Origin of the sequence: Flavobacterium sp. GSA192 (assembly GCF_006386525.1) — a bacterium.
GTDB lineage: Bacteria > Bacteroidota > Bacteroidia > Flavobacteriales > Flavobacteriaceae > Flavobacterium > Flavobacterium commune.
The window spans coordinates 449,656-462,679 of the sequence record NZ_VAHC01000002.1 but is presented as its reverse complement, the minus strand read 5'-3'; the positions used below and the strand labels follow the sequence as shown (position 1 = coordinate 462,679).

Sequence of the window (13,024 nt, the reverse complement as noted above, 5' to 3'; positions counted from 1 at the left end):
ATACTATTTATAACTACGTTGAACTAATTTTATGTTTTCGTAATTCAATGGTTCTTTGTGTAATACTGCATCACTCGGTTTTCCTTTGTATTCCCAAGCTGCAACGTATGCAAAGTTTTCGTCATCACGAAGTGCTTCTCCTTCTTCGGTTTGGTATTCCTCACGGAAGTGACCACCACAAGACTCTTTACGGTGTAAAGCATCTTTAGCAAACAATTCTCCTAATTCTAAGAAATCAGCAACACGAATTGCTTTTTCTAATTCCTGATTGAATTCTTTATCTGTTCCAGGTACTTTTACATCTTTATAAAACTCCTCACGTAAAGCGGCAATTTCTTCCATTGCTTCAGTTAAGCCTTTCTCATTACGAGCCATACCTACTTTATTCCACATAATTTTACCTAATTTTTTGTGGAAATAGTCAACTGAATGCGTTCCTTTATTATTGATAAAGTTTGCAATCAAATCTTTTACTGATTTTTCAGCTTCTTCAAATTCAGGTCTATCTGTAGAAATAGGTCCCATTTTGATATCCGGAGCTAAATAATCACCAATTGTATAAGGTAATACGAAATATCCGTCAGCCAAACCTTGCATCAAAGCAGAAGCTCCCAAACGGTTAGCTCCGTGGTCAGAGAAGTTAGATTCTCCAATGGAGAAACATCCCGGAATTGTAGTCATCAGGTTATAATCAACCCAAGTTCCTCCCATTGTATAGTGAACCGCAGGGTAAATCATCATTGGAGTTGTATACGGATCCTCATCTACAATTTTATAATACATTTGGAACAAGTTCCCGTATTTACTTTTTACAATTTCAGTTCCTAATTTAGTTACTAAAGCTTTATCATTAGCATCTAAACCTTTTACATAAGCCGCTTCAGTTCCGTAACGTTGGATTGCCGCAGCAAAATCCAAGTAAACAGCTTCTCCTGTTTTGTTAACACCAAAACCGGCATCACATCTTTCTTTAGCAGCACGAGAAGCTACGTCACGTGGTACCAAGTTACCAAAAGCAGGGTATCTTCTTTCCAAGAAATAATCTCTGTCAGCTTCAGCTAAATCAGTTGCTTTTTTCTTTCCTTCACGAATAGCCTGAGCATCTTCTAATTTTGCAGGAACCCAGATACGTCCATCATTACGCAACGACTCTGACATCAAAGTCAATTTAGACTGATGATCTCCTGAAACCGGAATACAAGTTGGGTGAATTTGAGTATAACAAGGGTTTGCAAAGAAAGCTCCTTTTTTGTGGATTTTCCAAGCTGCAGTAGCATTAGAACCCATTGCGTTAGTTGATAAGAAGAATACGTTTCCGTAACCTCCTGAAGCAATTACAACAGCGTGAGCTGAATGTCTTTCGATTTCTCCCGTAATTAAGTTACGAGCAATGATACCTCTTGCTTTTCCGTCAATTTTTACTAATTCAAGCATTTCGTGACGGTTGTACATTTTGATTTTTCCACGACCAATTTGACGGTTCATTGCAGAATAAGCTCCTAACAATAATTGTTGTCCGGTTTGACCTTGTGCATAAAATGTACGGGAAACCAAAGTTCCTCCAAATGAACGGTTGTCTAATAATCCACCATATTCACGAGCCAATGGCACCCCTTGAGCCACACACTGGTCAATAATATTAGCAGAAACTTCAGCTAAACGGTGTACGTTAGCCTCACGAGCGCGGTAATCTCCTCCTTTTACAGTATCATAAAATAATCTGTAAACAGAGTCACCGTCTCCTTTATAATTTTTTGCTGCATTGATTCCCCCTTGTGCTGCAATAGAGTGTGCACGACGTGGTGAATCCTGAAAACAAAATGCTTTTACGTTATATCCTAATTCTGCTAAAGTAGCAGCTGCAGAACCTCCAGCTAATCCTGTTCCAACAACAATAATATCTAAATTACGTTTGTTAGCAGGGTTTACTAAATTAATATGATCTTTATAATTTGTCCATTTGTCCGCAATTGGACCATTTGGAATTTTTGAATCTAATGCCATTATAATTGAATATTAATGATTGAAATGATGAAATAGTGCAATAAATACGAATCCTAAAGGAACGATTATGGAGAACCATAAACCAAAACCTTTTAAGCCTTTTGTATATTTATTATTGGCTCCTACTGATTGAAAAGAAGAACTAAATCCGTGACGTAAGTGTAAAGACAACAACACAAATGACAAACAGTATAAACCAGTACGCACCGGACTTACAAATTTCTCAGCTAATTCATGAAAATAACGAGTCTCATCAGCAGGATTAAATGCTACATATTTATATACCATTTCCGGAACCCAGAAATCATAAAAATGCAATACTAAAAATGCCAAAATCACAGAACCTGAAATAATCATGTTACGTGAAGCCCAACTTGCATTAGCAGCTCCATTGTAACTTGCATAACCTACTGGTCTCGCTTTTTTGTTTTGAATATCCAATACAAATCCCATGATAAAGTGAAAAATAACCCCTATAATAAGAATAGGCTGAATAACAAATTGAACCAAAGGATTCAATCCCATAAAATGAGAAATCGAATTAAAAACATCAGCACTGAAAACTGACATCATATTAATAAAAAAATGCTGCGCTAGAAACAACATCAAAAAAAGTCCTGAAAGTGCCATAGCTACTTTTTTTGCTATTGACGATTTCAATAATCCAGATTTTGCCATAATATTTTAGAATATAATTTAAAAAGTACACAAAAATAAATCAATTAGTAACGAACTACAACCTTTTCGTTCTTATTTAGAAACGTTATAAAGTTTTTATTAAAAATCACTCCTTTCAGCAGATAAAAAAAATACAATTAACTGAATTACAATTGATTACAAATAAAAAAGTTTAAAAACATAAAAAAACGACTGTAAAAACAAATTAATTATTGTTATTTAGACGCATAAAAAATACACATTTAATAATTTTTACAGTAAATCCCTTTAAAATCAACAAAAAACACAAAAACACACTATTTTGTGTAGTTAAAAAAACTGCTTTTCCAATATGGGATTTTATCTTTGCTTCTTCATAAAAAAATGAAAATGAAAACAGGAATTGACGCACTATCATTTGACGTAGCCAAACTACATTTACCTATAAAAACATTGGCAGAAGCCAGAAACATAGAACCTGAAAAACTTGAAAAAGGACTGGGTTTGCTAAAAATGACCTTGCCGGACGTGCATCAGGACAGCGTAGTTTTTGCAGCAAATGCCCTGACCAGATTAATCCAGGACAACTCCATTAACTTAAGCGAAATTGCAAGAATCTATGTAGGAACCGAAAGCGCTATTGACAATGCAAAACCTATCGGTTCTTTTCTGATCGATTTGATGGAACAAAAATTTGGTGAAAATACCTTAGCCGAATGTGATGTGGTCGATTTCACGTTTGCCTGTATTGGCGGTGTGGATGCTTTGCAAAATTGCCTTGACTTTATCAAGTTAAATCCTGATAAAAAAGCCATTGTTGTTACTACAGATTTTGCCAAATATGATTTAAATTCCACCGGAGAATACACTCAGGGTGCCGGAGCAACAGCGATGTTAATTACTGTGAACCCAAGAATCATTGCTTTCGAAAACCATTGGGCAACCAATACTAAAGGTGTTTTTGACTTTTTTAAACCACACAGAACTATTTCGAAAGAAACCATTACCGGAAACCCAAACAACGAAGCCTGGTTTGATAATTTAGAAGCCGAAATTGAAATTCACAAAGACCAGCCGGTTTTTGACGGTCAATATTCGAACCAATGTTACATGGACAGAACCCGTAATGCTTATTTCTCATTCAAAAAATTAAAACAAACTTCAGATACTTTATACCAATCCTGGAACAGCATTATCATGCACCTGCCGTATTCGTTCCAAGGTCGGAGAATGCTGTCTGAAATTTATGCTTTGGATGCCGAAAACTCCATTATTTCCGGTAGCGAAACTCCGGCAGAATACCAGTCTAAACTGAAAGAGACCAGCAAAACGCCTGAGTACAAAAACTTTGTGGAAGAGAAATTAATGCCTGCCGAATTAGCTTCTTCACTAATTGGAAACTTATATACAGGTTCCATTTTCATGGGATTCTTGTCGACTTTAGCGCATTTTTATGATTCGGAAAAAGAAATTGCAGGCAACACTTTTGGATTTTTGGCTTACGGAAGTGGTTCCAAATCAAAAGTATTCGAAGGAATCATTCAGGACGAATGGAAATCGGCTTTAGCCAATGTAAATCTTTTCGAAACGCTGAATAAAAGTTTCGAAATTGATTTTAATACCTACGAAAGTCTTCATAAAAAAGAACAAAAACAAAGCGTTCAAACTCCTAAAAACGAATGGATTTTAGATAGAATCGAAAAAGAAATTCCAAATCTTATTGGTGCCCGTTATTACAAATGGATTGATTAAATTTGAGATCATAAATTACTATAATAAAAAACTTTAACCTATACACTTAGTTTGTCATTCCGACGAAGGAGGAATCTCATCAAACTGCTCACGCAACGAAGATTCCTCCTTCGTCGGAATGACAAGATTGTGGTTATGTCTATTTATAGTATTTAGTATTTAAAAGTTAAATAATACAAATAAAAACTTTCTCAAATGAAATACCATCAAATTGATCGCCATTTATTTATAAAAAATCGCAGCAAATTTACGGCTCAAATGAAGCCTAAAAGTGTCGCTGTTTTTAATTCGAACGATATTTATCCCGTGAGTGCCGACAGTACTTTGCCGTTTGCACAACATCGTGACATTTTTTATTTAAGCGGAATCGATCAGGAAGAAAGTATTTTGCTGCTTTTCCCCGATGCACCTTATGAGCATCAAAAAGAAATCTTATTCCTGAAAGAAACCAGCGAATTAATCGCTATTTGGGAAGGGGAAAAACTAACAAAAGAACGTGCTTTTCAAATTTCAGGGATAAAAACAGTTTACTGGCTACAGGATTTCGAAAAAATATTGTTTGAACTAATGACTTATTCAGACACTATTTACATCAACACTAATGAACATTACCGTTCGCACGTGGAAACCGAAACCCGCGAAGCCCGTTTTGTAAAATGGTGGAAAGAAAAATACCCTGCTCATCAGGTAGCTAAAAGCAATCCTATTTTACAACGCCTTCGTTCGGTAAAAGAAAGTGAAGAACTGGATTTGATTCAGCACGCCTGCAACATTACCGAAAAAGGTTTCAGACGCATTCTGGAATTTGTAAAACCAAATGTAATGGAATACGAAATCGAAGCCGAATTGATTCATGAATTCGTTCGTAATCGTTCCAAAGGTTTTGCTTACACCCCGATTATCGCATCGGGAAACAACGCTAATGTGTTGCATTATATAGAAAACAACCAGCAATGCAAAGCAGGTGATTTGATTTTGCTTGACGTTGCTGCCGAATATGCTAATTATTCCAGCGATTTAACCCGAACCATTCCCGTTTCGGGCCGTTATTCCGAAAGGCAAAAAGCAGTTTACAATGCCGTTTTAAGAGTAAAAAACGAAGCAACTCAGATGTTAACTCCGGGAACGCTTTGGAAACAATACCAGGCAGAAGTTGGCAAAATAATGTCTTCAGAATTATTAGGCTTGGGGCTTTTAGACAAAGCCGATGTGCAAAATGAAAACCCGGAATGGCCGGCTTACAAAAAATATTTCATGCACGGCACTTCACACCACATGGGACTCGACACCCACGATTACGGAATCCTGACCGAACCGATGCAAGCCAATATGGTTTTTACCGTAGAACCTGGAATCTACATTCCCGAAGAAGGTTTCGGAATCCGCTTGGAAGACAATGTTGTTATCCAAGAAACTGGCGAGCCTTTCAATTTAATGAAAAACATCCCGATTGAAGTGGAGGAAATTGAGAGTTTGATGAATAGCTAGTTTACAGTGTTCAGTAAATAAGTATTCAATTGACAAAAACAAAGCGAAACGGCTCACAATAAATGTAAGCCGTTCTATTATTCTACTTTTAAATCTTTTACCATTTTTTGTATGCTAAAAATTTCCCATCAAGCATAATCTTAATACGATCTCCTTTTGGATTTTCTTCTTTTTCAATATCCATAGTAAAATCAATAGCACTCATAATACCATCGCCTGCTTTTTCGTGAATTACTTCTTTTATGGTTTCGCCATAGACTAAAACAATTTCATAAAGTCTATAAATTAAAGGATCCGTTGGAGGCATAATAGCACTAACTCCCTTTTCAGGAAAAATTTGCAAAGCTTTTTCGACATCAGTATCTAAATTTAGTATTTCGCAAATTATTTTAGCTTCATTGGCATCAAACGTATTTTGTCCCAAAATTGCCGAAGTAGTCCAAACTATATTTCTATTTATAGCCTGAGCAATATACTGATAGGTAATTTGTTTTTGTTGTTTGGCTTCGATTACCATTGCTGTGCAAACTTCTCTATTCATATTAATTAATTTTAAAATTAGACTTATTCATTAAAAATACAAATCGAAGAATAAATCCGCAACGATTAAGCTCAATTTAAAACAATAAACACTCAAAAACATATTTTTTATTGCGAAAAGTCAATTTTAACCAAACCAAAAAAAATCCCTTAATAACTATACGTCATTGAGGGATTTTAAATTTATCACTTGGTTTTTATTATCCAATTTTTGCAATTTGCACATCCAATGCAAATTTTCCAGTAGCTTCATTTTCATTGATTAATTCGAAAAGTTCTAAAGCTCTACGAGCATTTTTCTCTTCTTCTCTTTGCTCTGAAACATACCACATCATAAAATCTTCAGTAGCATAATCATTTTCTGCTCTACATTTTGCAATTACCTTATTAACCGCTTTAGTTACAGCAATTTCGTTTTGTAAAGCAATTTCAAACACTTCTCTAAAAGAAGCAAATTCTTGTTGTACTTCAGGAACAGAAGGCGTGATCGCAATTCCTCCCATATCAGTAATATACTTAAACACTTTTAAAAAATGCTCACGTTCTTCTTCGGCTTGTTTATATAAATATTCAGCTGTATTAGCATAACCGTTTCTATCCAACCAAGCTGCCATTGCTAAATATTTGTTAGAAGCATCGCTCTCAATTTTAGCTTGCAGGTTTAATATCTGTTCAATTCCCTCAGTTAGTGAAGTATTGGTTCTTAGTAAATCTTTCATGACCTTTAAATTTTATACTACTAAATTATAAAATATAAAGGGATAAGGCTATACGAATGAGAAATTTGTATTTATTCTAAGTAAAATCAAACTAAATTTACGGTTAATATATCGCAAAGCATCGAATGTAAACTCAGGGTAAATTTTGTTCCGTTTAATAATTCTCTAAGTTGAACTATTTCGCAAATAGTAAGCTTACGAGAGAAGTTTCTTTTGGTAGTTTCAATCAATTGTGCATCTGATTGGTCTGATAAATCATAAAGCATATTCAAAATATCAACACTATTTACTTTTCTTTGAAAAATCAAAAAATCCTGAATTTTATAAGTAGAAACAGTATCCGCAAAATTAATAATGACACTATTAGTTACATCACATTGGTAACTATATCCTTTTTCAGTTTCAAATAAAACGTTAGTTGTCAGATCACTCACTTGATTCATAATGCTAAAATAATGCAGCAAATTTATATAAATTAAATGGATTCTACACATAATTAAGACTCATTTAAAATAACAACTACAGCTTTTAGAGTTAAATTTTGAAAATTTTCATCAATATTAGTGTCAAAATCTTACTTCTTTTTAACTCTAAAATTCCATCATTATAAAAACATTTAAAAGAAAACCAAAAAATAACTTTTTGCAATCCTTAGATAAAACTTTATTTTTGCACAAATACAAACCTTTCACTTGAAACAAATTCAATTTAAAAACACTAGCATTTCTTATACTGATTCCGGCAAAGGAACGGCTATTATCCTGTTACACGGTTTTTTGGAAAACCAAACGATGTGGGATGCTTTTGTACCTGAATTTTCTAAAAAATACCGTGTCATCACCATTGATTTATTGGGTCATGGTGAAACCGATTGTATGGGTTATGTTCACTCCATGGAAAATAATGCCGATGTGGTTCATGCCGTTTTAGCTGAATTGCGCATTCGAAAAGCAATCTTTGTTGGACATTCTATGGGTGGTTATGTGGCTTTGGCTTTTGCCGAATTGTATCCGGATTACATCAAAGGATTAGTTTTGTTGAATTCCACTTCAAGAGCTGACAGCAATGAACGAAAAGCAAATCGAGATCGAGCCATTAAAGCCGTAAAACAATCTTTTGCTAATTTTATCTCACTTTCTATTGCAAATTTATTCAGCGAAGAAAACCGCGAAAGACTCCAAGACAAAATAGAATTAGTAAAAAAAGAAGCTTTAAAAACACCGCTTCAAGGAATAGTAGCTTCGCTGGAAGGAATGAAAATAAGAATGGACAGAGAAGTGTTATTGCATTTAACTCAATATCCAAAAATGCTGATTCTGGGAGAAAAAGATCCTGTTTTAAATTACGAAGAAAATTTAGAGCAAATTGAAGAAACGGCTGTTCAATTAGTCACTTTTCCTGATGGACACATGAGCCATATTGAAAATGAAACCGAATTGACTAAAGTTTTATTGGATTTTTTCAAGAAGATTTAAAACTAAACTTTGTGTCCTTTGTGGTTAAATATTTTCTTCAAATGACTTTTCTGGATCTAGAATCTCTTTCAACAACAACACAATTTGTTCCAGATAATTAGTCATTATTTCTTGATTAATAATTTGCTGAACGTCTTTATCGACTTTAAATTGGAACGGTAAAAATCCTGATTTTAGATTTTTAAAGGAAATAATCCCCGCTTCTATTTGTTTTCCGTTGGCTTGCTGTTCATACATAAACGCATAAGCCAGAACCTGAATTATTTTATCATTTTTAAGCTCCTGAGTCAGTCCGTTCCAGGTTTTCAGACTAACACTTGTTTTTTCGACTTTACCGGTCTTATAATCTATAATGCGAATGATTCCGTTGCGCTCTTCAATTCTATCTACTTCTCCTCCAATTTTTACACGAAATGGCAAATCAGGGTGCTCTAAAAATCGTTCATAACGTTGTTCCAAAGCAATAATCTTGACAGCATCACCAGCTTTTATGCTTTCTAATTCCATTTTTAAAAAATTAGACACATTGCGTTTTGCTACTTCAAAAGCTAATAGGTTTCGTCCTTTCTTAATTTCTCCTTCTTTGTAAACAATTTTAAATTGCTTTAAAACCTCAGCATCAATCAATTTGAAACAATTGTCAATATCCGATTCTGAAATAAATTTCCCAATAAACGGTTCATATAAGACTTTTAAAGTTTCGTGAATTATGGTTCCTAAAGTATTCAAAGCGATGTTCTCTTCAACTTCTTCTACTTCTCTAATTCGCAATATTTTTTGGAAATAAAATTGAATCGGATTCCGCATATAACTTGTCAAAGCCGAAGGAGAAAATCCTTCTTCAGCAATTTTTTTCAAACGCTCCATTACCGCTGGTGATTTTTCTATCACCATTGGCGAATAGGCTGTTTCAGGTAAAACAGCATTGTAAATTTCGTGCGATAAATTATGACTTTGTTGTTTTTCGACTTCTAATTGCGTGATAAAACGGCTTTTTTCACCAGCATCGAGTCCTTCGCTTTCGGTATTGTACAACAAATAAATATTCTTAGCCCGTTGCAACAAATGATAAAAGTGATAGGTATAAATAGCATCTTTTTCTTTGAATGTAGGCAAGCCCAGTTCTCGTTTCACATCATAAGGAATAAAGGAATTTTGCGATTTCCCCGCCGGAAATTTACCTTCGTTCATTGAAGTGACAATTACAGTGTCAAAATCCAAAACACGACTTTCCAATACTCCCATAATTTGCAAACCATTCAGCGGCTCACCTTCAAAAGAAACTTCAGCCAAATCAATTACTTGCTTATAAATGGCATGCAAAGTTTCGATTTTATCTATATGCTGGTGTTTCGAATAATAATTAATCAGTTTGTTAATCACTTTAAAAATAGCAAAAACAAAGGCTTTCGTAATCTTCTCCTCTTCATTATCATTGCTTAAATTTTCTTTTATAGCCAATAATAATTTTGAAACCGCTTGCAAAACCGCTATCGAACCTTCTTCCCATTTTTGAAACAACAACAAAAATAAATCAGTCGGATTAGCATTCAATTCCATCAATTTATGATGGCTAATAAAAGTATAATTATTCTTGTTGATGACATCAACCAAAGCGGTGGTTTTAGCATAAGGTTCCACCAAAGGATGGGTCAAAATATCCAAAACATCTTTATAATAAAACACATAACTTTTTGCATTTCTGGACAAAGCGTTGGTGTGCATTTTGAACAATTTGGCAATCAAAATTTGGGCAGGATTATTTTTGCTTGAATAACCCATTGTGATATTCAAAGCTCCAACTGTGGACGGCAAAGAATACAAAAGCGGAACTAATAGATTTTCCTCACCAAGTACAATCGCTACTTTATCCAATGATGTTGTTGGATTTTCTTCTATGATTTTCTCAATAATACTTCCTGAAATTTTGGCTTGTCCAATGCTTTTTGGCGTTCCAATAATCTGAATATTTTTAGACTGCGAAAAATCATCCACAATCCATTCGAAAGGATTGGTTTTATAATGCTTCCAACTTTCTTTAAATCGACGCAAAAACAATCCTGCATCATGATAAGGATCATTTAAAAAAGTTTGGTCGGCATCCCAATAAATTTTAGCTTGGTCATTCGAAATCAAATGCTGAATAATTTTTTCTTCGGAAGCATTCAATGCATTAAATCCTGCAAAAATAAATTGTTTATCAGTAATTGAATTCGAAAAATGATTTAGATTTTCGACCGATTCACGATAAATTAATCCTTGATACCCGATTCCTTTTTGAAGTAAATGTGCATATAAAGATTGGTAATATAGAGGTAGTAATTTCCAAAAATCAATATATTTTTCAAGCAATTGGGTTTTGTTCTCCACTTCAATTCCCCATTTTTTAATATCTTCAATATCCTTTAAATAAGACAAAACATGAGACGGATCTAATAAATAACGGTCAATTTCATTAAAATCCTGTAAAAGTGTTTTCGCCCAATTGGCAAACAACTCAAAAGACTGTTGGCTTGATTTGTCCGTTATAGATAAGTAAACTTCGTAGAATTCAAATAACAACTCTATTGGATCAACAGTGCGAACACCCGCAATATCCTGAATAAAATCTTCTATGCTAATAATCTCCGGAGCAAGAATATTATTTTCAACTTGTTTTTTAAGCGCTTCAATCAAAAAAATCTTAGCTCTTTTATTAGGCAAAACTACTATTGTATTAGCTAATTTAGCTGAATATTTTTCAATTAAAACTTGGGCAATCTTATCTAAAAAAGTACTGTTTATCATTTTATAAAAATAAAAAAAACGCCCCGATAAATCGGGGCGTTCCTATAATTATTTAGAAAGAAATTATTTGATTAATTTCACTTCAGTTCTTCTGTTTAATGCTTTTCCAGCAGCAGTTTTATTAGTAGCAACTGGCATAGACTCACCATATCCTACTGATTTCAATTTACTAGAAGAGATACCTCTATCAAGTAAAGCATTTTTAACTGCAGCAGCTCTAGCCTCAGAAAGTTTTTGGTTGAACGCATCAGAACCATCGCTATCTGTATGTCCTTCGATTAAGAATTCAGAGTTAGCATAATTTTTAAGCAATGCAGCCATAGCATCTAATCTCTTAGGAACATCAGCAGATTTGAAAGTAGATTTTCCAGAGTTGAAATAGATAAATCTAGCTTGAGATTTAAGAGCATCCATAGCTTCCTCAGTTACTTCAGGACAACCTTTGTTGCTAGCTGGACCAGCAACTTCAGGACAAGCATCATCTTTATCAGCTACACCATCTTTATCAGTATCTGGCCAAGGACAACCTGCATTTTCTTTAGGACCAGCAACATTAGGACATTTGTCATCTTTATCAGCTACACCGTCTTTATCAGCATCCGGACAACCTTTTAAAGAAGCTAAACCAGCAACATTAGGACAAGCATCTTCTGCATCAGTGATACCATCACCGTCAGCATCTGGACAACCTTTTAAAGAAGCTAAACCAGCAACTTCAGGACAAGCATCTTCTGAATCAATGATTCCGTCTCCATCAGTATCAGGACAACCATTGAATTGTTTTAAACCAGCAACTTCAGGACAAGCATCTTCTTTATCGTAGATTCCGTCTCCATCTGTATCTTTTCCACCAAATTTGAAAACAATACCTGCAGTGTGTTGAGCATGAGAACGAACTAATGGATCAGAAGTTCCAAATGCTTTTTTGTATGTTGTAGCAAGAGCCAAACCAACATTTTCGGTAAACCAGAAAGTCAAACCAGCACCAGCATTAACTGTTCCAAAACTACTATCTCCCAAGAAAGTATAACCTCCACCTAAGTGTAAGCTTGGATCAATTACTTTAGATTTAATTAAATTCATGAAACTGTATTTTACATTTCCATCAATTCCATAGTACATTAAATCTCCAGGATTAACTACATAATGATCTTGTGATGGATTACCATCCCACATTACTAATTTATCAATTTTGTTAACAGAACCTTGAAGACCAACAGAAAAATTACTTCCAACATAACGAGACACGCTCAAATAAGATACAGAAGGAAGAATGTTCCAGTTCTCTTTTACATTAAATGGCTGAGAAAAATGGTCATCTAACCATCCTCCAGGTCCACCTGCACTAGTTCTAAAATCTACAGCATTTACTCCAAAAGCAATAGCCCATGGGTTGTTACTGTCCTGCGCCTGAGAACTTATCCCCATAGCCATCAATACAGCAACAAAAAGTTTGTTAAGATGTTTCATACTTAAAAAATTTAATTACAATTTAGTTAATTATTAACAAAAGTAACGCGTAATTCTTTAACTACAAAATAGAATATTAAAAAAAAAGTTATAAATTACGACTATCAACTCCTGTTAATCACTACAAAAGAA

The 13,024-nt window shown here is 34.3% G+C and carries 10 protein-coding genes; 3 read left to right on the top strand and 7 right to left on the bottom strand.

Translation table 11 applies throughout. From position 1 onward, the window contains the following. Positions 1 to 3 precede the first annotated feature (3 nt). Both FDM27_RS05990 and FDM27_RS05985 read right to left on the bottom strand, forming a co-directional pair. A complete protein-coding gene (locus FDM27_RS05990) occupies positions 4 to 2,004 on the bottom strand; it encodes a fumarate reductase/succinate dehydrogenase flavoprotein subunit (RefSeq protein ID WP_140485588.1) in 2,001 nt (666 codons plus the stop codon). Positions 2,005 to 2,016: 12 nt separating this feature from the next. Then, positions 2,017 to 2,682: a succinate dehydrogenase cytochrome b subunit gene (locus FDM27_RS05985; RefSeq protein ID WP_140485587.1), complete on the bottom strand. Its 666-nt coding sequence runs from the start codon at positions 2,680 to 2,682 to the stop codon at positions 2,017 to 2,019. A gap of 369 nt (positions 2,683 to 3,051) precedes the next feature. Here FDM27_RS05985 and FDM27_RS05980 point away from each other — a divergent pair, with 369 nt between their 5' ends. Continuing rightward, positions 3,052 to 4,413 (top strand): hydroxymethylglutaryl-CoA synthase family protein, encoded by a 1,362-nt coding sequence (locus FDM27_RS05980; protein WP_140485713.1) that lies wholly within the window; start codon positions 3,052 to 3,054, stop codon positions 4,411 to 4,413. A gap of 195 nt (positions 4,414 to 4,608) precedes the next feature. Further along, positions 4,609 to 5,901 carry an aminopeptidase P family protein gene (locus FDM27_RS05975; protein ID WP_140485586.1) on the top strand — a complete coding sequence of 431 codons (1,293 nt, stop codon included), beginning with the start codon at positions 4,609 to 4,611 and terminating at the stop codon, positions 5,899 to 5,901. 97 nt (positions 5,902 to 5,998) lie between these two features. Here the strand turns inward: FDM27_RS05975 and cynS are convergent, their stop codons facing one another. From cynS to FDM27_RS05960, 3 genes are all read right to left on the bottom strand, one after another. Continuing rightward, positions 5,999 to 6,442, bottom strand: coding sequence for a cyanase (cynS, locus tag FDM27_RS05970; protein ID WP_140485585.1), 444 nt, complete (start codon positions 6,440 to 6,442; stop codon positions 5,999 to 6,001). Positions 6,443 to 6,641: 199 nt separating this feature from the next. Beyond that, a complete protein-coding gene (locus FDM27_RS05965) occupies positions 6,642 to 7,160 on the bottom strand; it encodes a ferritin (protein ID WP_140485584.1) in 519 nt (172 codons plus the stop codon). Between the two features lie 86 nt (positions 7,161 to 7,246). Beyond that, positions 7,247 to 7,603: a hypothetical protein gene (locus FDM27_RS05960; RefSeq protein ID WP_071184557.1), complete on the bottom strand. Its 357-nt coding sequence runs from the start codon at positions 7,601 to 7,603 to the stop codon at positions 7,247 to 7,249. A 249-nt stretch (positions 7,604 to 7,852) separates the two neighbouring features. Here FDM27_RS05960 and FDM27_RS05955 point away from each other — a divergent pair, with 249 nt between their 5' ends. After that, positions 7,853 to 8,635: an alpha/beta fold hydrolase gene (locus FDM27_RS05955; RefSeq protein WP_140485583.1), complete on the top strand. Its 783-nt coding sequence runs from the start codon at positions 7,853 to 7,855 to the stop codon at positions 8,633 to 8,635. 24 nt (positions 8,636 to 8,659) lie between these two features. Here FDM27_RS05955 and FDM27_RS05950 read toward each other — a convergent pair whose 3' ends face one another. Both FDM27_RS05950 and FDM27_RS05945 read right to left on the bottom strand, forming a co-directional pair. After that, on the bottom strand, positions 8,660 to 11,422 hold the full coding sequence (locus FDM27_RS05950) for a PD-(D/E)XK nuclease family protein (RefSeq protein ID WP_140485582.1): 2,763 nt from the start codon (positions 11,420 to 11,422) through the stop codon (positions 8,660 to 8,662). A 63-nt stretch (positions 11,423 to 11,485) separates the two neighbouring features. After that, positions 11,486 to 12,892 (bottom strand): OmpA family protein, encoded by a 1,407-nt coding sequence (locus FDM27_RS05945; protein WP_071184554.1) that lies wholly within the window; start codon positions 12,890 to 12,892, stop codon positions 11,486 to 11,488. Positions 12,893 to 13,024 lie beyond the last annotated feature (132 nt).

Coding starts and splice junctions, on each gene's coding strand:
- FDM27_RS05990 (WP_140485588.1), bottom strand. CDS start 2,004: ATGGCATTAGATTCAAAAATTCCAAATGGTCCAATTGCGGACAAATGG.
- FDM27_RS05960 (WP_071184557.1), bottom strand. CDS start 7,603: ATGAATCAAGTGAGTGATCTGACAACTAACGTTTTATTTGAAACTGAA.
- FDM27_RS05975 (WP_140485586.1), top strand. CDS start 4,609: ATGAAATACCATCAAATTGATCGCCATTTATTTATAAAAAATCGCAGC.
- FDM27_RS05965 (WP_140485584.1), bottom strand. CDS start 7,160: ATGAAAGATTTACTAAGAACCAATACTTCACTAACTGAGGGAATTGAA.
- FDM27_RS05980 (WP_140485713.1), top strand. CDS start 3,052: ATGAAAACAGGAATTGACGCACTATCATTTGACGTAGCCAAACTACAT.
- FDM27_RS05945 (WP_071184554.1), bottom strand. CDS start 12,892: ATGAAACATCTTAACAAACTTTTTGTTGCTGTATTGATGGCTATGGGG.
- FDM27_RS05985 (WP_140485587.1), bottom strand. CDS start 2,682: ATGGCAAAATCTGGATTATTGAAATCGTCAATAGCAAAAAAAGTAGCT.
- cynS (WP_140485585.1), bottom strand. CDS start 6,442: ATGAATAGAGAAGTTTGCACAGCAATGGTAATCGAAGCCAAACAACAA.
- FDM27_RS05950 (WP_140485582.1), bottom strand. CDS start 11,422: ATGATAAACAGTACTTTTTTAGATAAGATTGCCCAAGTTTTAATTGAA.